Origin of the sequence: Pseudomonas sp. ENNP23, assembly GCF_001728945.1 — a bacterium.
Taxonomy (GTDB): Bacteria; Pseudomonadota; Gammaproteobacteria; order Pseudomonadales; family Pseudomonadaceae; genus Metapseudomonas; species Metapseudomonas otitidis.
In genome coordinates this window covers 24,779-43,493 of record NZ_LYSP01000018.1, presented here as the reverse complement: position 1 = coordinate 43,493, position 18,715 = coordinate 24,779, and the positions used below count along the sequence as shown (strand labels likewise).

The 18,715-nt window shown below is 68.0% G+C and carries 17 protein-coding genes; 2 read left to right on the top strand and 15 right to left on the bottom strand.

Annotation, left to right across the window (positions count from 1 at the left end; all coding sequences use genetic code 11):
• Positions 1-2 precede the first annotated feature (2 nt).
• The 9 genes from A9G05_RS12245 to A9G05_RS12205 form a co-directional block, all read right to left on the bottom strand.
• Positions 3-737 (bottom strand): amino acid ABC transporter ATP-binding protein, encoded by a 735-nt coding sequence (locus A9G05_RS12245; protein WP_044412655.1) that lies wholly within the window; start codon positions 735-737, stop codon positions 3-5.
• Positions 734-1,402, bottom strand: a complete 669-nt coding sequence (locus A9G05_RS12240; RefSeq protein ID WP_139131142.1) for an amino acid ABC transporter permease — start codon at positions 1,400-1,402, stop codon at positions 734-736. The genes A9G05_RS12245 and A9G05_RS12240 overlap by 4 nt, the downstream gene beginning before the upstream one ends.
• Complete coding sequence (locus A9G05_RS12235; protein WP_069561244.1) at positions 1,399-2,145, bottom strand: amino acid ABC transporter permease; 747 nt, start codon at positions 2,143-2,145, stop codon at positions 1,399-1,401. Before A9G05_RS12235 ends, A9G05_RS12240 begins: the two co-directional genes overlap by 4 nt.
• Positions 2,146-2,307: 162 nt before the next feature.
• Entirely contained in the window at positions 2,308-3,216 is a 909-nt protein-coding gene (locus tag A9G05_RS12230; protein WP_069561243.1) for a glutamate/aspartate ABC transporter substrate-binding protein, read from the bottom strand.
• Positions 3,217-3,524: 308 nt separating this feature from the next.
• Entirely contained in the window at positions 3,525-3,791 is a 267-nt protein-coding gene (locus tag A9G05_RS12225) for a hypothetical protein (protein ID WP_069561242.1), read from the bottom strand.
• Complete coding sequence (locus tag A9G05_RS12220) at positions 3,788-6,610, bottom strand: DUF4132 domain-containing protein (RefSeq protein ID WP_069561241.1); 2,823 nt, start codon at positions 6,608-6,610, stop codon at positions 3,788-3,790. Before A9G05_RS12220 ends, A9G05_RS12225 begins: the two co-directional genes overlap by 4 nt.
• A 24-nt stretch (positions 6,611-6,634) precedes the next feature.
• Entirely contained in the window at positions 6,635-7,078 is a 444-nt protein-coding gene (locus tag A9G05_RS12215) for a hypothetical protein (RefSeq protein WP_069561240.1), read from the bottom strand.
• A gap of 90 nt (positions 7,079-7,168) precedes the next feature.
• On the bottom strand, positions 7,169-7,963 hold the full coding sequence (locus A9G05_RS12210) for a cytochrome c (RefSeq protein WP_069561239.1): 795 nt from the start codon (positions 7,961-7,963) through the stop codon (positions 7,169-7,171).
• Positions 7,963-8,322 (bottom strand): rhodanese-like domain-containing protein, encoded by a 360-nt coding sequence (locus A9G05_RS12205; RefSeq protein WP_069561238.1) that lies wholly within the window; start codon positions 8,320-8,322, stop codon positions 7,963-7,965. Before A9G05_RS12205 ends, A9G05_RS12210 begins: the two co-directional genes overlap by 1 nt.
• Before the next feature lie 662 nt (positions 8,323-8,984).
• Between A9G05_RS12205 and A9G05_RS12200 the strand changes: the two genes are divergently transcribed.
• Together A9G05_RS12200 and A9G05_RS12195 are read left to right on the top strand one after the other, a co-directional pair.
• Entirely contained in the window at positions 8,985-10,190 is a 1,206-nt protein-coding gene (locus A9G05_RS12200) for an acetyl-CoA C-acetyltransferase (RefSeq protein ID WP_069561237.1), read from the top strand.
• A gap of 160 nt (positions 10,191-10,350) precedes the next feature.
• Positions 10,351-12,495, top strand: a complete 2,145-nt coding sequence (locus tag A9G05_RS12195; RefSeq protein WP_069561236.1) for a 3-hydroxyacyl-CoA dehydrogenase NAD-binding domain-containing protein — start codon at positions 10,351-10,353, stop codon at positions 12,493-12,495.
• A 57-nt stretch (positions 12,496-12,552) separates the two neighbouring features.
• Here the strand turns inward: A9G05_RS12195 and A9G05_RS12190 are convergent, their stop codons facing one another.
• The 6 genes from A9G05_RS12190 to A9G05_RS12165 all read right to left on the bottom strand — a co-directional run bounded on the left by A9G05_RS12190 (position 12,553) and on the right by A9G05_RS12165 (position 18,710).
• Positions 12,553-13,467 (bottom strand): sugar kinase, encoded by a 915-nt coding sequence (locus tag A9G05_RS12190; protein ID WP_069561235.1) that lies wholly within the window; start codon positions 13,465-13,467, stop codon positions 12,553-12,555.
• 4 nt (positions 13,468-13,471) lie between these two features.
• Entirely contained in the window at positions 13,472-13,864 is a 393-nt protein-coding gene (locus A9G05_RS12185) for a RidA family protein (protein WP_139131141.1), read from the bottom strand.
• An 11-nt stretch (positions 13,865-13,875) separates the two neighbouring features.
• Complete coding sequence (locus A9G05_RS12180; RefSeq protein ID WP_069561234.1) at positions 13,876-15,330, bottom strand: amidohydrolase family protein; 1,455 nt, start codon at positions 15,328-15,330, stop codon at positions 13,876-13,878.
• A gap of 3 nt (positions 15,331-15,333) precedes the next feature.
• Positions 15,334-16,191: a MurR/RpiR family transcriptional regulator gene (locus tag A9G05_RS12175; RefSeq protein WP_069561233.1), complete on the bottom strand. Its 858-nt coding sequence runs from the start codon at positions 16,189-16,191 to the stop codon at positions 15,334-15,336.
• The gene (locus A9G05_RS12170; RefSeq protein ID WP_069561232.1) at positions 16,191-17,543 is read right to left on the bottom strand and encodes a gluconate:H+ symporter; all 1,353 of its coding nucleotides are present in this window, start codon (positions 17,541-17,543) and stop codon (positions 16,191-16,193) included. The genes A9G05_RS12175 and A9G05_RS12170 overlap by 1 nt, the downstream gene beginning before the upstream one ends.
• Positions 17,544-17,618: 75 nt before the next feature.
• The gene (locus A9G05_RS12165) at positions 17,619-18,710 is read right to left on the bottom strand and encodes an amino acid deaminase (RefSeq protein WP_256548378.1); all 1,092 of its coding nucleotides are present in this window, start codon (positions 18,708-18,710) and stop codon (positions 17,619-17,621) included.
• Between the last annotated feature and the right edge of the window lie 5 nt (positions 18,711-18,715).

The window sequence follows — 18,715 nt, the reverse complement described above, 5'->3', positions numbered from 1 at the left end:
CGTCAGTGTTGCAGGATCTTGGCGAGGAACTGCTGGGCGCGGTCGGAACGCTGGCTGACGTCGCCGAAGAACTCGTCCTTGGCGCAGTCTTCGACGATCTGCCCGCGGTCCATGAAGATGACCCGGTCGGCAACCTTGCGGGCGAAGCCCATTTCGTGGGTCACGCACATCATGGTCATGCCTTCCTGGGCCAGCTCGACCATCACGTCGAGCACTTCGTTGACCATCTCCGGGTCCAGCGCGGAGGTGGGTTCGTCGAACAGCATCACCACCGGGTCCATGGCCAGGGCACGGGCGATGGCGACGCGCTGTTGCTGGCCGCCGGAGAGCTGGCCGGGGTGCTTGTGGGCGTGGGCCTTGAGGCCGACGCGGTCGAGCAGCTTGAGGCCCTTGTCCAGCGCTTCGGCCTTGCCCCGGCCGAGGACCTTGACCTGGGCGATGGTGAGGTTCTCGGTGATGGACAGGTGCGGGAACAGTTCGAAGTGCTGGAACACCATGCCGACGCGGGAGCGCAGCTTGGGCAGGTCGGTGTTCTTGTCGGCGATGGAGGTGCCGTCGACGATGATGTCGCCCTTCTGGAAGGGCTCCAGGGCGTTGACGCACTTGATCAGGGTGGACTTGCCGGAGCCGGACGGGCCGCAGACCACGACCACTTCGCCCTTCTTCACCTCGGTGCTGCAGTCGGTCAGCACCTGGAAGTCCCCGTACCACTTGTTGACGTTCTTGATGGAAATCATACGGCTAACCTTTTCTGCAGGAGTTTGACCAGCTGGGAGGCGATGAAGCTGATGCTGAAGTAGACCAGGCCGGCGAAGATGAGGAACTCATGGGGCTGGCCGATGATGTCGCCACGGGAGCGGGCGGCATTGAGGAAGTCCATCAGGCCGACGGTGTACACCAGCGAGGTGTCCTGGAACAGGATGATGCTCTGCTGCAGCAGCAGCGGGGTCATCTTGCGGAAGGCCTGGGGCAGGATGATCAGCCGCATGCACTGGCCGTAGGTCATGCCCAGGGCCTGGGCCGCGCCCATCTGGCCCTTGGGGATGGCCTGGATGCCGGCACGGACGATCTCGCAGAAGTAGGCGGCCTCGAACATCATGAAGGCCACCAGGCACGAGGTGAACGCGCCGATCGGGGTGTCCTCGCCGGTGATCCAGCGCAGGATGAAGGGCACCGCGAAGTAGAACCAGGTGATCACCAGCAGCAGCGGGATCGAGCGGAAGTAGTTCACGTAGAGCCCGGCGATCTTCGACAGCAGCGGGTTGTGGGACAGGCGCATCAGGGCCAGCACGGTGCCCAGGGCGACGCCGCCCAGCACGCCCAGCACCATCAGTTGCAGGGTCATCAGCAGCCCGTCGGCGAGGCCGGGGAGGGCGGGGATGATCGCGGAGAAATCCATCATTTACCCCCTACGGCGATCAGGCCGGGCACGGCGACCTTCCGCTCCACCAGGCGCATGATCAGCATCAGGCTCATGTTCAGGGTGAAGTAGATGAGGGTGGCCAGGGTGAAGGCTTCGAACAGGTTGGCGGAGAACTCGGCGGTCTGCTTGGTCTGCGCCAGCAGCTCCATCAGGCCGATCAGCGAGGCCACCGAGGAGTTCTTGAAGATGTTGAGGAACTCGCTGGTCAGCGGCGGAATGATGATGCGGAAGGCTTGCGGCAGCAGCACGTAGCGGTAGATGGCCGGCAGGCCGAAGCCCAGGGCGCGGGCGGCGCCGAGCTGGCCCTTGGGCAGGGCCTGGATGCCGGTGCGCACCTGCTCGCAGACGCGGGCGGCGGTGAACAGGCCGAGGCACACGACCACGCTGAGGTAGGCGGAGGTGGCCGGGTTGAGGTCCTGCTTGAACCAGATTTCCAGCGGCTCGGGCAGAAGGTCCGGTACCAGGAAGTACCAGAGGAACAGCTGCACCAGCAGCGGTACGTTGCGGAAGATCTCCACGTAGGTGGTGGCAATGCCGGACACCAGGCGGTTCGGCACGGTGCGCATCACGCCGAGCAGCGAGCCCAGCAGCAAGGCGACGATCCAGGCCACCAGGGCGATGGCGATGGTCCAGCCCAGGCCGGTGACGAACCAGTCCAGGTAGATTTCATCGCCGATGCCGGTGGACTTGAAGAATACGCCCCAGTCCCAGTTGTAATTCATCAGGGTGGTCCCCTCAGGGTCTTTGTCGGTCTGCGGTTGCGGTTGACGGCAGCGGAAGGGGGCGCCCCCTGCCGCTGGCAGGGGGACGGGACGAAGGCGGCGTGGTACGCCCGTTCGCCCTCACGCCCGGCCCGCCTCCTTGTGGGAGGCGGGCGCAACAGGTCAGAGCTCTTCGGCCGACTTGTCGGTGGGGGTGGCGATGAGCTTCTTCAGCTCGTCGCTCATGGGGAAGTTCAGGTTCAGGTTCTTCGGCGGGATAGGCTGGGTGAACCAGGTGTCGTAGATGCCGTTGATCTCGCCGGAGGCGTAGACGTCGGCGATGGCCTTGTCGACCACTTTCTTGAAGGCTTCGTCGCCCTTGCGAACCATGCAGCCGTAGATCTCGTAGGACTGCGGCTGGCCGGTGACGACCCAGTCGTCGGGTTTCTTGGCCTTGGCCATCTCACCGTAGAGCAGGGCGTCGTCCATCATGAAGGCGACGGCGCGGCCGGACTCGAGCATCAGGAAGGACTCGCCATGGTCCTTGGCGGAGATGATGTTCATGCCCATCTGCTTTTCAGCATTCATGGACTTGAGCAGGCGCTCGGAGGTGGTGCCGGCGGTGGTCACCACGTTCTTGCCCTTGAGGTCGGCGAAGTCGTTGATGCCGGCGGTCTTCTTCGACAGCAGGCGGGTGCCGACTTCGAAGATGCCGACGGAGAAGTCGACCTGCTTCTGGCGCTCGAGGTTGTTGGTGGTGGAGCCGCACTCGATGTCCACGGTGCCGTTCTGCACCAGTGGGATGCGGGTCTGGGAGGTGACGAGGTTGTAGCGGACCTTCAGGTCCGGCAGGGCCAGTTCCTTCTTCACGGCTTCGACGACCTTCAGTTGCAGGTCATGGGAGTAGCCGATGGGCTTGCCCGGCTCGGTGCCGAGGTAGGAGAACGGGATGGAGGCGTCGCGGTGACCGAGGACGATGGTGCCGCTGTCCTTGATCTTCTTCAGGGTGCCGGTCAGTTCGTCGGCGATGGCGGGAGCGGAAATCAGGGTCGCAGCGATGGCGGCGGCCAGAACCTTGGGAAGGGTACGCATGTGTTTCAGTCCTCGACTTTGTTTGTTCTTATCGGCGCGATGCGGTTTTCGGCGCCGTCGGGGATCTGTAATGGCAGGATGCGTGCCATCTGTATGGTGTTGAGATGTGTTTGTAACTAATTGAATTTATTGGTTTTTATCTTTATGGGTAGTTGGTCTTCGAGGGGCTTTGTTCGGTGGTTCGGACATTGGAGGGAAAGGCGTTCGGTTATCCGAACGTGGAGGGCGGTGTTTTAAAGAGATCCGCAGAACTCGATAACCAGCTCGGCATCGCAACAATCTCAGGGGCATAGCGTCTGGAAAGGCGGCTATTCGTAAAGACTGCCGCACAGCAGAAAGGTGGCAGCACAGCGCCAGGGGTTGGCGCCTGCCAGGCCCTGGCGGGCGCCGAAGTCGCTGGCGTCGGCCCAGGCCAGGGCGCTGTCGAGGAAGTCCTCGATGGTGTCGTGGGCCCAGGCGCCGGTCTCCGGGGTGGCGACGGCGCGCAGGCGGTCTTCACGCAGGGCGCGGACGAAGGCGAGGAAGCTGGCAGCGTCCTCCACCTGTTCCAGCCGCTCGTTCAGCGTGGCGCTCATGCCGGCGCTTCGCTGCGGCGGATCTGTTCGAGGATGCTCGGGTCGTCGATCGCCCCGTCGTCCAGCAGCAGGAACAGCTTGCTGATGATCTCGCTGGTACGCGCATCGCTGTCGGCGAAGGGCAGGTAGAGGTCATCCGCCGGCTTGCCGGCCGGGACGATGCACAGGTAGTTGCCCGGCTCGATATGGATGACGCCGCTGCCCAGGTGCAGCCGGTAGTGCGCGCGGCTGCCGGTGATGTGGGCGTGGTGGCCCTCGCAGCGCACGTTGGCCAACCCCAGGTTGCTCACCAGGGCCTGCACCAGCTCGGCGCGGCGCTGGATGACCTCGGCGCTGCCGGCGTGGGTGCTGGTCTCATCAGTGAAGGCCACGGAGACGATCAGGTCGGCGTCGCGCAGGGTTTCGGAGAACGCCAGCGGCGGGACCTCTTCCAGGGGCAGGCGCGCGCGGTCACGGACGAATTCGATGGCCTGCAGGGTGATGGTCTCGGTCAGCGGCAAGTAGCGCTGCGCATCGGGGAAGTCGACGAAGGCATACAGGCCCTGGCCCCAGTTGCGGAATACCTCCTCGCCGTCGTGGGTGGTCCAGCCCCGGGCCCGCAGCAGGCGGGCGGCCACGGCGCTGCGCAGCACGTGGCCGGCGAAGCGCATGGATTTCAGGCCGTTCTCCCGTTCGGCCGGGGTCAGCAGGTACAGCTCGCGGAACACCTGCTTGAAGGGCTGCACCCGGCGCTGGGCCACCAGGGCCTGCTGCCAGGCGGAGAGCGCGCCGGCCTGGTACAGGTGCAACGGGTGGGCGATCAGCAGCGGGCCGTCGATGGCACGGGCCGGCCCTGCCAGCGGGCAGAGGGTGAAGGCGTCGCCGTCCAGCCAGCCCAGCCGGCCGTCGCCATCGCGCAGCACCAGGTGGTCCAGCAGCAGGCGCGCCGCCGGCATGCGCAGCAGTTGGCGCAGTTGCGCCGGTTCCAGGGCTTCGCCGCGCGCCATCATGGCTTCCAGGGTCAGGCGGAAGCGGCGGATCTGGTCCTTCATGCGGCCCTGCAGGGCTTTCAGCTCCGCGTGGCCGTCATGCTTGCGCAGGGCGGCGGGTACGGACTTCAGGCGCTTGCCGCCCTTGCCGGCGACCAGGACCGGGGTGAGCCCCTGCAACTCCAGCCACAGGTCGTAGCCGTCCAGGTGCAGGCGGTCCGGCGTCTGTTCGGCGATCTCCGCTTCCATCGCCCATTCCAGGCGGGTGGCGTCGCCGTAGCCGGCGGTGCGGGCGAGGTTCTCCAGCCCGGCCTGGATGGCGGCCTGGGAGTTGGCCTGGCGCTCGGCGCCGTAGCGCTCGACTTCGCGGTGGTAGCGCTTGAGGGCCAGGTAGCGCTCGCGGGTTTCGTCCGCGCCGCTGATGGGCAACAGGCCGTAAGCGCGCAGGGCGGCCTGGGCGTGGCGTTGCAGCTTCTTCTCCAGGGCCTTGCGCTCCAGGCCGCGGAAGGCGTCCAGCAGCAGGCGGGTGTTGGGGAAGGCCCAGGGGGTGCCTTCCAGGGCGGCGAGGTAGTCGGCCAGGTGCCCGGCGTCGGCCTGGTCCAGGGCGGCTTGCAGGGCGTCGCGGTCCACCACGCCCAGCTCCGGGTCGTCGCTGCTCTGCAGGTCTTCCACCAGGCGCCCGCTGTGGTCGACGGCCAGCGCCAGGTCGAGGTAAAGGCGCTGCAGGGGCTTCAGGTCGCTCCAGCCAAGGGCGTCCAGCACGGCTTCACTGGCCGCGCCGCTGTAGGGCAGGGCGGTGAGCAGGCTGGTGCGGGGGAAACCGGCGAGCTGCCCAGGCAGGGCAGCGGACTCGGTCGAGTCGAGCTGGCCGACATCGAGCAGGGCAATCAGCGCCCGGCCCTGGGAGTTGTCGTAGTGGTCGTTGAGGGTGCCCCGCTCCAGGCCGAGGCGTGTCAGCTCGCGCACGCCGGCCAGCAGCCAGTGGGCGGTGGAGGTGCCGCGCTGGCCGATCAGGCTGCGCAGCTGCTCGGCGCTTTCCGGCAGTTGGGCCAACGAGCGCTGGACGAAGTCGGCGTTGAGTGCGTCCAGCCGTTGTTCGCCTGGGCTGCTGCCTGCTGCGAGCGGCGGCAGGGTGCACAGGCTCTCGGCCCAGGTGCGCACGGCGTGCTCGTGCAGGGCGGCATCCAGGCGGCCGGCGTCGGCCAGGCCCACGGCGAAGCGCCGGATGGCGTCCTCGGCCCTGCCCTGGTAGCTCCCGGCCAGCCGTGGGTGATAGGCGTCTTCGAGGGGGTTGCGGCGGTCCCAGTCGCCACTGAGCAGCCACTGGGCAACGTCCAGCCAGGCATTGTCGACGGGGTGTTCGGCCAGCAGCTCCAGGCAGTCTGCCAGGTTGGGGGTGGTCCAGGCGTTGGCGGGATCGTGCCAGTAATGGCGGGCCACGTAGCCGGGGTGGAGGGCGTGGTCGCTGTCTTCGAAGGCGTGGGTCAGCATGTGCCGCACGCGCCGCTCCAGGGCCTGGAAGCTGTGGGCGCTCGGGTAGGCGGCGACACCGGCGCGGCTGGTGATCTGCAGCAGGCGTTGGCGGGTGTAGCGGTGTTCGGTTTCGTCGTGGCCCAAGCTGCGCGGGAAGACCAGGGCGTCCACCAGGGCCTGCTGGCCGTCGGGGCCGGCTTCGGCGAGGAAGGCGTCGGCCAGGGCCAGACCGTCCACCTCATCCCAGAACGGGTGATGGTGGCCGTCTTCGGCCAGCAGCGCGTCGCGTTCGGGCAGGGCATCCAGGGTGCGGTCGAGGAAGGCGTCGAGCAGGGCGATGCGGGCCTGCTGGTGGGCATCGGCTTGGTAGTGCTGCATGGGGGCGTCCGTTCGTGTTGGGGGTCAGCCGCCGACCAGGGGCACCAGGCGCAGGAAGGTGAGCCGGGCCTGGGCGGGCAGGTCGAGGGAATGGTCGAGGTCGTTGAGCATCTGGCCGTCGAGAAGGATGCGGTAGCGGCGCTGGCGGAAGCCCGCCAGGGCGCGCTGAACTTCGGCTTCGGCGTCGACCCGGGGGGCGTCGGGGCGCTCGGCGTGCGGCTTGATGGCACCTCGCGCGGCCTGGCGGCTGATCTCGTCGTCGCTGAGGTAGTCGGCAGGGGCGCTGGACTGGAGGCGGTCCAGCCAGCCGGCGACCGTCCGTTCGGCCACCTGGTGCAGCACCACTCGGCGGATCAGCTCGCCCAGGGTGAGCCGGGAGTCCTCCAGGTGCAGGTTGAGGTCGGGGGTGAAGGCTTCGTTGCGGGCCCCGCGCAGGACCAGGCTCTCGACGTGCAGCTCGGTGCTCATGCTGGCTCTCCAGGCCGGCGATTCAGGTGGGCGAGCGTAGCGCCGGCGCGGCCGGCAGGAAAGGCCGGCTGCGCGGGTTCGTGGCGGCGGTCACGGCGTCTTGCGGCCGCTCATGTGGCGCAGGTAGGCGACCAGTTGCTCCAGTTGCGCGTCATCGATGACCTGGGCGGGGAAGGCCGGCATACGCGCTTCCGGCCAGCGGCGCAGGCTCTGCGGATCGCGGATGTAGCGCTGCAGGAAGCCTTCAGCGAAGTACTCGGTGGGGTTGTAGGGCAGGTTCAGGTCGGGGCCGAACTGAGCGTCCCCGGCGCCGTTGAGGCGGTGGCAGGCCAGGCAGTTCTTCTGGAACAGGGCTAAGCCGGCCTGGATGTCGGCGCTGGCGTTCTTGGCTGGCAGCAGCGCGGGGAAACGCTCGGCGACGGAGGCCAGGGCGCGGATCTTCGCCACCTGGAAGGGCCATTGCTCGGGGCTGATGCCGCCGGCTTCGGGGGCGGTCCACACCAGGTAGAAGGGGCCGGCGCTGGGCTTGCCCTCGGCCAGGCCCGGCCAGGGCCTGGCCGGGTCCTCCACGGCCAGCCAGGCGCGGGCGCCCTCACGGGCCAGCAGCGGGGCGGCGCTGAGTTCGGCGGCGAAGCCGTCGGTCGCCACGGCCTGCAGGTGCTGCTCCGGCGCCACACCGGGCAGCAGGGCGGCCAGGGGCACGGCCCGGTAGGTCATGGCGCGCTTGTAGGCGACGTCATGGGGGATGCGCACCTCCTGGGCCTGGGGGTGGGCGAGCAGCTCGGCGGTACTCAGGGTGCGGGTACCGTCGGGCAGTTCCAGGGTCAGGTCGGCGGCCTGGGCCAGGCCGGTGGCGAGCAGCAAGGCAAGGAGCAGGTGACGCATCAGGGGGCATTCTCCAACAAGGGCTTGAGCCGGGCGTAGCCGCCGGCATTCTGCACGTTGGTGTAGCCCCGGGCGAGCAGGTCGTCCTGAGCGATGCCGGAGCGCCGGCCGCTGCGGCAGTACAGGATGATGGGGGTGGACGTATCCGGCGCGACCTCGGCGATGCGCTCGCCGATGTCTTCGAAGCCGATGTAGCGGGCACCGGGGAGCGCGCCTTCCTGGATCTCCTCCGGTGTACGCACATCGATCAGCACGGCGCCCTCCTGCTTCAGAGCCTCCAGGGCGGCGGCCTGGTCGACGTCGCCGGCGGTTGCGTGGAGGCTGAGGGAGAGGGCGAGCGGGGTGATCAGAGAGCGCATGGTTCAGTTCCTTCCAAACAGTGACCGGTTGGACCCTAGCACACTCTCAAAGGGCCGCTCGACCGCTTTGGAATAGGGGCTCCAGCGCTGCGGGAGATGCCGCTCCGATGGCGGCGCGCCGGCGAGCCCGCCCGCGCCGCGCCGCGTTGAGCGGGGCGTAGCGCAGGCAGGTGATGGTCAACCGACCAGGCGAGTCAGATTGGGAAGGATCAGGAGGAGCGTGGTGGCAAAGACGATAAGGCTCGCCTGCCGCATCTTCGGCTGTTTGAACATGGCCAACTGCCTTTCTTCTTGTTGGGGATTGGCGTCGGGCCCTTACGGCCTGGCCCGGCGCGGAAACCCCGTGGCGTTGCTGATCGACCGCTCCGGCATGACCCCGCAACGGCCCCTTGCCCATTGAACACTAGGTGCGGCCCGCCCGGCGGCTTAGAACGCTTGGGATCAAGCCGCCGGCCTTTACCCGTAGCTTTGCCATAGCGGCAGGGGTGAGCCTTGGGCCAGAGCCTCGCGTTGACCCCGGGGTCAGCCGACCGTTCGTCTGAGCGCCGTGGTCAATGGCGCTGAGCAGTTCGGTCATTGAGCCGGCGGGCGTCGCCGTTAAGGTAGACCCACCGCGGTCGACCCCGGGCCGGCCCATCTGCCTAACGACAAGAGAGAACGCCATGACCGAAGCATTTATCTACGACGCGGTGCGCACGCCCCGCGGCAAAGGCAAGAAGGACGGGGCGCTGCACAGCGTCAAGCCGGTCAACCTGATCGCCGGGCTGCTCAAGGCCCTGGAGGTGCGCAACACGCTGGACACCAGCCAGGTGGACGACATCGTCCTCGGCTGCGTGACCCCGGTGGGTGACCAGGGCGCCGACATCGCCAAGACCGCCGCGCTGGTGGCCGACTGGGACGAGACCGTCTCGGGCCAGCAGATCAACCGCTTCTGCGCGTCGGGCCTGGAGGCCGTGAACCTCGCCGCGATGAAAGTGCGCTCCGGCTTCGAGGACCTGGTGGTGGCCGGTGGCGTGGAGTCCATGTCCCGTGTGCCCATGGGTTCCGACGGCGGCGCCTGGGCCATGGACCCGGAAACCAACCTGCACACCAGCTTCGTGCCCCAGGGCATCGGTGCCGACCTGATCGCCACCCTGGAAGGCTTCAGCCGCCAGGACGTGGACGCCTTCGCCCTGCGCTCCCAGCAGAAGGCCGCCCGCGCCAGCGCCGACGGCTCGTTCAACAAATCCCTGGTGCCGGTCACCGACCAGAACGGCATCGTACTGCTGGACCACGACGAGTTCATCCGCGGCGAATCCACCCTCGAAGGCCTCGGCGCCCTCAAACCGAGCTTCGAGATGATGGGCCAGATGGGTTTCGACGCCACCGCGCTGCGCAAGTACAGCCACGTCGAGCGCATCCACCACGTTCACACCCCGGGCAACAGCTCCGGCATCGTCGATGGTGCCGCCGCGATGCTCATCGGCTCCGCCGCCAAGGGCAAGGAGCTGGGCCTCAAGCCCCGCGCACGCATCGTCGCCACGGCGGTGACCAGCACCGACCCGACCATCATGCTCACCGGCCCGGCGCCGGCCACCCGCAAGGCCCTGGCCAAGGCCGGGCTGTCGGTGGGCGACATCGACCTGTTCGAGGTCAACGAAGCCTTCGCCTCGGTGGTGATGAAGTTCATGAAGGACATGGGCGTGCCGGAGGAGAAGGTCAACGTCAACGGCGGCTCCATCGCCATGGGCCACCCCCTGGGGGCCACCGGCTGCGCCATCCTCGGCACCCTGCTCGACGAGCTGGAGAAGCGCAATCTGCGTTACGGCCTCGCCACCTTGTGTGTCGGCGGCGGCATGGGTATCGCGACAATCATCGAGCGCATCTGAACGAGCTATCAGGGGCTGCTGCGCTCGGCCAGGCTGCGTTGGAAATCCTCAGGGAATGCTCATTTACAGGCGTAAACTCCGCCTCCCTTCCGATTTCCGCCTTGCCTGACCTTCGCTCGCGACGTCCCTGATGCGCTCCCCGAACATTGGGATTGAAAAAATGACTGACGCCATCCGTTACGAAAAAGGCCCGGACAACATCGTCGTCCTGACCATCGACATGCCCGGCCAGAGCGCCAACACCATGAACGCGGTGTACCGCGAGGCCATGGGCGCCACCGTGGACCGCCTGGAAGCCGAGAAGGACTCCATCGCCGGGGTCATCGTCACCTCCGCCAAGAAGACCTTCTTCGCCGGCGGCGACCTCAATGAGCTGATCAAGGTCACCCAGGCCGATGCCAACGGCTTCTACCAGATGATCCTCAAGATCAAGGGCCAGTTGCGCCGCCTGGAAAGCCTCGGCAAGCCCGTGGTCGCCGCCATCAACGGCGCGGCCCTGGGCGGCGGCTGGGAAATCTGCCTGGCCTGCCACCACCGCATCGCCATCGACGAGAGCCATGTTCAGCTCGGCCTGCCGGAAGTCACCCTGGGCCTGTTGCCTGGTGGCGGCGGCGTGGTGCGCATGGTGCGCCTGCTGGGCATCGAGAAGGCGCTGCCTTACCTCGCCGAAGGCAAGAAGGTACGCCCGGACCAGGCCCTCAAGGCCGGCCTGATCCACGACATCGCCAAGGACCGTGACGAGCTGCTGGCCAAGGCCCGCGCCTTCATCGCCGCCAACCCCACTGCCGTGCAGCCCTGGGACGTGAAGGGCTACAAGATCCCCGGCGGCACCCCGTCGACCCCGGCCGTGGCGCAGATGCTGGCCATCGCCCCGAGCGTGCTGCGGGACAAGACCAAGGGCTGCTTCCCGGCGCCGGAGAAGATCATGTGCGCCGCCGTCGAAGGCGCCCAGGTGGACTTCGACACCGCCCAACTGATCGAGGCGCGCTACTTCACCGAGCTGACCACCGGCCAGGTGGCGAAGAACATGATCGGCACCTTCTGGTTCCAGCTGAACGAGATCAACGCCGGCAGCTCCCGGCCCAAGGGCCCGGCCCGCTATGAAACCAAAAAGGTCGGCGTGCTCGGCGCCGGCATGATGGGCGCGGGCATCGCCTACGTCTCCGCCGCCGCCGGCATCGAGGTGGTGCTCAAGGACGTCTCCATCGAAGCCGCCGAGAAGGGCAAGGCGTACTCCGCCGGCCTGCTGGACAAGAAGGTCGCCCGTGGCCACATGAGCGCGGAGAAGCGCGACGCCTTCCTCGCTCGCATCAAGCCGACCGTGGATGACGCCGACTTCGACGGCTGCGACCTGATCATCGAGGCCGTGTTCGAGAACCGCGAGCTGAAGGCCAAGGTCACCGCTGCCGCCGAGGCGGCTGCCCTGCCGGATGCGGTGATCGCCTCCAACACCTCCACGCTGCCCATCACCGGGCTGGCCACTGCCGTGGCCAAGCCGGAGAAGTTCATCGGCCTGCACTTCTTCAGCCCGGTCGACAAGATGCCGCTGGTGGAGATCATCCGCGGCGAGAAGACCTCGGACGAGACCCTGGCCCGTGGCTTCGACTACGTGCTGCAGATCAGGAAGACCCCCATCGTGGTCAACGACAGCCGTGGCTTCTTCACCTCGCGGGTGTTCGGCACCTTCACCAACGAAGGCATCGCCATGCTCGGCGAGGGCGTGTCGGCGGCGATGATCGAGAACGAGACCCGCAAGGCCGGCATGCCGGTGGGCCCGCTGGCGATCTCCGACGAGGTCTCCATGAGCCTGATGACTCACATCCGCAACCAGACCGCCGCCGACCTCAAGGCCGAAGGCAAAGCGATGCCGCAGCACCCGGCCTTCGCCGTGATCGACCTGATGGTCAACGAGTTCAAGCGCCCCGGCAAAGCGGCCGGCGGCGGCTTCTACGAGTACCCGGCAGGCGGCAAGAAGCACCTGTGGCCGGAACTGAAGGCGCGCTTCGAGAAGGCCGACCGGCATATCCCGCAGGAGGACGTGCGCGACCGCATCCTGTTCATCCAGGCCATCGAGACCGTGCGTTGCGTGGAGGAGGGCGTGCTGCTGTCCACCGCCGACGCCAACATCGGCTCGATCTTCGGCATCGGCTTCGCCGCCTGGACCGGTGGGGCGTTGCAGTTCATCAACCAGTACGGCCTGGACGACTTCGTCGCCCGTGCCCGCTACCTGGCCGAGCAGTACGGCGAGCGTTTCGAGCCGCCGGCGCTGCTGCTGGAGAAGGCGGCCAGGGGGGAGGGGTTCTGATCCTCTGATGGCGTCACGACAAAGCCGGTCTTGCGCCGGCTTTGTCGTTCCTGGGGATCAGGCGGAGGCTGTCGGCATGGCGCTGCGGGGGATGATCGCGCCGGGATGGCCGATCACGGCAGCCGCAAGGCGGTGCCCGTCTTCGGCGGATACGGTGGGCGGTCGCCGCTGGATGCGTCCGGCCAGGTAGCCCGCAGCAAAGGCATCGCCGGCTGCGCAACTGTCCACCACGCGCGAGACGGGGAGAGCGGGCACCTCGATGCACTGATCGGCGGTTGCGACCAGGCAGGCAGCGGCACCGCGCTTGATCACCACTTCCGCACACCCCAGTTGGAGCGCCCGATCCGCTGCAGCCTGTGCCTCATGGGGACCGTGCAGTCGGCATTCGTCATCCAGCGTCAGCAGGGCGATGTCCGTCAGGGACAGCATCCGCTGGTGCACGGGCCGTGCTTCTTCGACGCTCCAGAGGCCCGCCCGGTAGTTGCTGTCGAAGCCGATCCGGCCGCCCTTGGTCCTGAAGTCGGCCAGCGCCGCCAGCAGCGCCTCGCGCCGCGACGGCGGAAACAGCGCGAGGCTGATGCCGGACAGGTAGAGCATGTCGAGGGGCGGCCGGGCGAGCCGCTCCTCCAGCGCGATCTCGCCGGAAAACCAGCGGCGCGCGGCGCTTTCCCCGCGCCAGTAGTGGAAGCGGCGCTCGCCCAGCGCATCGACTTCCACCAGGTACAGCCCCGGGCGTTGGCCTGGGAGCCTGGCCACCCGGCGGGTGTCGATGCCTTCGTCTTTCCAGGCGTGGAGCATCTGCTCGCTGAGGGGGTCGTCACCGAGGGCGCTGAGGTATTCGACCTGGTGCGTTGTCCCGGCCAGCAGGCGGGCAAGGTAGAGGGCGGTGTTCAGGGTGTCGCCGCCGAAGCCGCGCCTGAGCGGGGTTCCGGCGAGTTCCACCATGCACTCCCCAAGGCAGGCGATGCGCATGCGATCACCCCCGCTCGGGTGCGCGATAGGCGATGCAGTCCACCTCGACGCGGCAGTCGATCACCATGCTGGAGACCACGCAGGCCCGCGCTGGCGGGTGTTCGCCAAAGAACTCCAGGAACACGGCGTTGAAGGCGGTGAAGTCCCGGGGGTCGTCCAGCCAGACACCGCAGCGCACCACGTGCTCGGGCCCGTAGCCGGCCTCTTCGAGTATCGCCACCAGGTTGCGCAGGCACTGGCGCGCCTGGGGGACGATGCCGCCGTCCACCAGCACACCGTCCAGCAGCGGCGTCTGGCCCGATACATGGAGCCAGCCGTCGGCCTCCACGGCGCGGGCGAATGGCATGGGCTGGGTGGCACTGCCGGTGGCCCGGGCATAGCGTTTCAACTCGGTCATGGGGAACTCCTTCAGGTCCGTTCGAGTGGGTTGCGGGTGAGGAAGCGACCAGCCCTGTTCGGGCAGGCTTCGCCTGGGCGGTAGGCCAGGGTGCCGTTCACCCATACGGCATGAATGCCGGCTGCAGGGCGCAGCGGGTCCGCGAAGCTGGCGACGTCTGAAATGCTCAGTGGATCGAAGAGCACCAGGTCGGCCCAATGGCCAGTGCGGATCAGGCCACGTTGCGCCAGCCCGAAGCGACCGGCGGGAAGCGAGGTCATCTTGCGCACGGCTTCTTCGAGGCTGAACAGGCCGATGTCCTGGGCGTAGTGGCCAAGCACCCGGGCGAAGGTGCCCCAGAGACGGGGGTGCGGGTGCGGGTCTTCCGGCAGGCCGTCCGAGCCGATCATGGTCAGCGGGTGCGCGAGGATGCGTTGCACGTCCGTCTCGTTCATGCAGTGGTACACCGCGCCGGCGGGTTGCAGGTGTCGTGCCGTCTCCAGCAGGGGCAGGTCCCAGGTGGCGGCGATATCGGCGAGGGTGCGGCACGCCATGTGGGGATGGGGCTCCGACCAGGTGATCAGGATGTCGTAGGCATCAGTGACCTGGCCGAGGTCGAGGGTCGAGGCGCTGGCGGTATAGGGGTAGCAGTCCCAGCCCAGGGGTTGGCGCGTGCTGGCGTCTTCCAGGTGGGCGAGCACCTCGGCGCTGCGCCCCCAGTTGCCGGCCCCTGCGCACTTGAGGTGGGACACCACCACCGGGCTGTCGGCGTGGCGGCCTATGGCGAAGGCTTCGTCGAGCGCGTCGAGAATGCCGTCGAACTCATCGCGCAGGTGCGTCGCGTACAGGCCGCCGTGAAGGGCCAGTTCCTCGGCCAGTTGGCGCACCTCTTCGATGTCCGCAGCGCGGGCCGATGCATAGGCCAGCCCGCTGCTCAGGCCGATGGCACCATCGGTCAGGCAGGCCGCCAGCTCCGCTCGCATGGCCCGGATTTCGGACTGGGTGGCGCTGCGATCGAGGCGGTCCAAGTGGTTGTTGCGCAGGGCGGTATGCCCCACCAGGGCGGCGACGTTGACGGACGGTGCCGCCTGCTCCACCGCATCTCGGTAGTCGGCGAAGCGCCCATAGCGGAACGCTTCGGCCGGTCCCAGCAGGTTCATCGGGTCCGGCAGGTCGCCGGACAGCCTGACGGGGGCGGCGCTGATGCCGCAGTTGCCGACGATCACGGTGGTCACGCCCTGGCCCAGCTTGGGCAGCATCGCGGGGCGCTTGATCACTTCCATGTCGTCGTGGGTATGCGCGTCGATGAAGCCCGGGGCCAGGATCAGCCCTTCGGCGTCGAACACCCGGTTGGCCGTGCTGCCGCCGGCGGTCTCGCCGATGTGGGCGATGCGTCCCTGGCTGAGCCCGACATCGGCGACGAATTCCTCCGTGCCGCTGCCATCCATGACCCGTGCGTTTCGGATCAGCGTGTCGTAGTGCGTCATGCCTCAGTCCCCCAGTGGTAGTCGGTCGCCGTCCTGGCGGTATTCGTCCAGTGCCAGCTTCGCCCGGCGCAGCAGTTCCTGGCTGGCGTCGACGTTGCGCAAGGCGAGTTCCGTGGCGAGCAGGTCGATGACCAGCAGCATCCCGTAGCGGGCTGCCGTCGGTTTGTGGATGAAGTCGGTTTCGTCGAGGTGCAGCCCGAGCACCACGTCCGCCAGTGGGGCCAGCGGCCCGTCTTCGCGGGTGATGGCGAGAATCCGGGCGCCATAGCCACGCGCCAGGCGCAGGATGTCCGGCATGTCCGGGAGCGCGCCGGTGAGGGAGAGGACAATGAGCACGTCGCCCTCCGCGCAGGTCGAGGCGACCATGCGCATCATCACCGGGTCGTGATAGGCGGAGACCGGATAGCCCAGCCGTACCAGCCGGTATTGCACCTCCATGGAGAACACCGTGGAGCAGCCACCCATGCCGAAGGCATGGATGCGCCGCGCGCCGGCCAGCAGGTCGACGGCGGCCTCCAGGCGTGCCCTGTCGAGCCCGTCGAGGTGGCGGCGCAGGCTGGTTTCGATGTCCGCCAGCATCTGGCCGTGGAAGGGCGAGACCGGCGTTGCCGCTCCCGCCAGGAAGCGCTGGCCGACCCGCGAGGCCCGGGCCAGCTTGAGGCGCAGTTCCCGCAGGTCGTCGCAATCCATCAGCCGGGCGAAGCGCGACATGGCGGCCTTGCTCACGCCGGCCTTGTTGGCCAATTGGTCGATGCTGGCCGCTGCGGCGAAGGCGACGTCGTCCAGCACTGCCTCAGCGATGCGGGCGGCGTTGCCGCTGAGCTTTTCCCGGCGGCTGCGGATGAGGTACAGGATGTCCATCAGAGCACCAGCGCCAGGCCGCCGGTGAGCGCCAGGGCGATCAGGGAGATCAGTGTTTCCAGCACCGTCCAGGTCTGCAGGGTCTGGAGCACGGACAGGTTGAAGTACTCCTTGATCAGCCAGAAGCCGCCATCGTTGACGTGGGAGAGGATCAGCGAGCCCGCACCCGTGCTCAGTACCAGCAGCTCCGGATGGGGGTAGCCGCTGGCCAGGGCGATGGGGGCGACGATGCCGGCGGCGGTGGTCATGGCCACGGTGGCCGAGCCGGTGGCGATGCGCATGAGCGCGGCGACCAGCCACCCCAGCAGCAGGGGCGACAGCTCGAAGTGCGAGGACAGGGCGACGATCTCGGTGGTGATGCCGGTCTCCATGAGGATGCGATTGAGGCCGCCACCGGCCCCCACCAGCAGGGTGATGGCGGCCGTGGGCGCCAGGCAGTCGGTGCTGAACTTGAGGATCGCGTCGCGGTTGAAACCTCGCGCCAGCCCCAGGCTCCAGAAGCTGAAGAGGGTGGCGATCAGCAGGGCGACCACCGAGTTGCCGACGAACGAGAGAACCTGGTTGAGCCCGCTGCCCCGGGGGCTCAGCGCATCGGCCCAGCCTCCGAGCAGCATCAGCGCCACCGGCAGCAGGATGGTGCCGAGGGTGATGCCGAAGCCTGGCAGCGAAGCGGATGAGCCCTCGGCGCGGAGCAGTTGTTCGCCGATGGGGTTGTGGGCGGGCAGGTGGATGTGCGGTGCCACCAGCCGGGTGAAGAGCGGGCCGGCGATTGCCGTAGTGGGTACGCCCACCAGGATGGCGTAGAAGACCGTCCGCCCGACCTGGGCCGAGTATTCACCCACCGCCAGCATGGCAGCGGGGTGGGGGGGGACCAGCCCGTGGACCACCGACAGCCCGGCCACCATGGGCAGGCCGGTCATCAGGATCGACACGCCGACCTGGCGGGCCACCGTGAAGGCGATGGGCACCAGCAGCACGAAGCCCACTTCGAAGAACAGCGGCAGGCCGCACAGGAAGGCGATGGCCGCCATGGCCCAATGCGCATTGCGCTCGCCGAAGCAGGCGATCAGGGTCTGTGCAATGCGTTCCGCACCGCCGGACTCGGCCATCATCTTGCCGAGCATGGTGCCCAGGGCGACCACCAGCGCAATGTGGCCGAGCGTGCGGCCGACGCCGGCCTCGTAGGCGGTCATGATCTCGTGGGGCGGCATCCCGGCGGAGAGGGCGAGCCCCATGGAAACCAGGGTGATGACGATGAAGGGGTTGAGGCGGTAGCGCGCGATCAGCAGCACCAGGGCGATGATGGCGATGAGAGCGTGGAGCAGCAGGTGACTGCCGGCGGTGGCGGGCATCGTGTCCTCCTTGGTCGAGGCAAAGGCCGACCGTCCCGCGCGCAGGGGCGGGGCGGCTCGTTCGTGGGATGGGGGCTAGAAGAAGGTTTCCACCGCGCCCCGGACGCGGTAGCCGTCATCCACCAGCAGAAGCTGGCGCCACTTGTCGAAGGTCAGGCAGGGGTGGGAAATGTCGAAAGCCAGCATGTCCCCCACGCGCAGGTCGGCGTCGGGAGGCGTTTCCATGAAGGCGTGCTGGTCCATCATCCGTGTGAGTGTCCAGGCCGCTGGCGCGGCTGTCGGCTGGTTTCCTTCGCCGGGGCGGTGGTGCAGCGCCGGCAGCGGCATGCCGGCATCGAACGCGGCGTCGCGCTTGCCCAGGCCCACGATCGCCAGGCCCGGTTCGGGCAGGGCCTGCACATGGGCCCAGAGCTGCAATGCCGGGAGCAGGCTGCTGCCCATCTCCCGGGCCACGGCATTGCTGGCGTGGATGCGCCGGGCCGCCTCGCGGTAGATGCCGGCGTCGTGCGTCAGGTAGCAGCCCGGGCGCAGCACCACCTGCAGCGGCCTGCCGATGTCCTGGCCGCTGAAGGTCTCCGCTACCACGTCGAACCAGGCGGAGCCGGCACCGGAGAGAATCACCTCGGGTTCGCCGAAGCGGCCCTCGCTGGCCAGTCGGCGGGTGCGCTCCAGCACATGGCCGAGCAACTGGCGGACCTGATGCTCCTCCTGCAGCACGCCTTCGTAGACCTCGCAGCCCACCAGGCTGATCGTCTGGGGCCAGCGTGCGATGGCGGCCAGCACCTCGGCTTCCTGGGCTGCATCCCGAACGCCGGTGCGCCCTCCCTGCGTACCGAACTCCAGCAGCACCCGCAGGCGCTGGCCGGCCTCGCTGAAATGGCGCCCCAGTGCCTCGACGTTGGCCGCGGATTCCACCAGGCAACAGAAGCTGAAGCCCGGGTCGCGAAGCAGGCGCGAGATGATCGTCATGTTGGCCTTGCCCACCAGCTGGTTGGCCATCAGCACGCGGCGCACACCGTGGTTGCGTGCGGCCTGGACCTGGGGCGCGGTGGCCAGGGTGATACCCCAGGCGCCGTGTTCCAGTTGCCGGTGGAACAGCGCCGGGCTCATGGTGGTCTTGCCATGGGGGGCCAGTTGCACGCCATAGGCCTGGATGAACCGGCTCATCCAGG

Coding starts and splice junctions, on each gene's coding strand:
- A9G05_RS12245 (WP_044412655.1), bottom strand. CDS start 737: ATGATTTCCATCAAGAACGTCAACAAGTGGTACGGGGACTTCCAGGTG.
- A9G05_RS12240 (WP_139131142.1), bottom strand. CDS start 1,402: ATGATGGATTTCTCCGCGATCATCCCCGCCCTCCCCGGCCTCGCCGAC.
- A9G05_RS12235 (WP_069561244.1), bottom strand. CDS start 2,145: ATGAATTACAACTGGGACTGGGGCGTATTCTTCAAGTCCACCGGCATC.
- A9G05_RS12230 (WP_069561243.1), bottom strand. CDS start 3,216: ATGCGTACCCTTCCCAAGGTTCTGGCCGCCGCCATCGCTGCGACCCTG.
- A9G05_RS12225 (WP_069561242.1), bottom strand. CDS start 3,791: ATGAGCGCCACGCTGAACGAGCGGCTGGAACAGGTGGAGGACGCTGCC.
- A9G05_RS12220 (WP_069561241.1), bottom strand. CDS start 6,610: ATGCAGCACTACCAAGCCGATGCCCACCAGCAGGCCCGCATCGCCCTG.
- A9G05_RS12215 (WP_069561240.1), bottom strand. CDS start 7,078: ATGAGCACCGAGCTGCACGTCGAGAGCCTGGTCCTGCGCGGGGCCCGC.
- A9G05_RS12210 (WP_069561239.1), bottom strand. CDS start 7,963: ATGCGTCACCTGCTCCTTGCCTTGCTGCTCGCCACCGGCCTGGCCCAG.
- A9G05_RS12205 (WP_069561238.1), bottom strand. CDS start 8,322: ATGCGCTCTCTGATCACCCCGCTCGCCCTCTCCCTCAGCCTCCACGCA.
- A9G05_RS12200 (WP_069561237.1), top strand. CDS start 8,985: ATGACCGAAGCATTTATCTACGACGCGGTGCGCACGCCCCGCGGCAAA.
- A9G05_RS12195 (WP_069561236.1), top strand. CDS start 10,351: ATGACTGACGCCATCCGTTACGAAAAAGGCCCGGACAACATCGTCGTC.
- A9G05_RS12190 (WP_069561235.1), bottom strand. CDS start 13,467: ATGCGCATCGCCTGCCTTGGGGAGTGCATGGTGGAACTCGCCGGAACC.
- A9G05_RS12185 (WP_139131141.1), bottom strand. CDS start 13,864: ATGACCGAGTTGAAACGCTATGCCCGGGCCACCGGCAGTGCCACCCAG.
- A9G05_RS12180 (WP_069561234.1), bottom strand. CDS start 15,330: ATGACGCACTACGACACGCTGATCCGAAACGCACGGGTCATGGATGGC.
- A9G05_RS12175 (WP_069561233.1), bottom strand. CDS start 16,191: ATGGACATCCTGTACCTCATCCGCAGCCGCCGGGAAAAGCTCAGCGGC.
- A9G05_RS12170 (WP_069561232.1), bottom strand. CDS start 17,543: ATGCCCGCCACCGCCGGCAGTCACCTGCTGCTCCACGCTCTCATCGCC.
- A9G05_RS12165 (WP_256548378.1), bottom strand. CDS start 18,710: ATGAGCCGGTTCATCCAGGCCTATGGCGTGCAACTGGCCCCCCATGGC.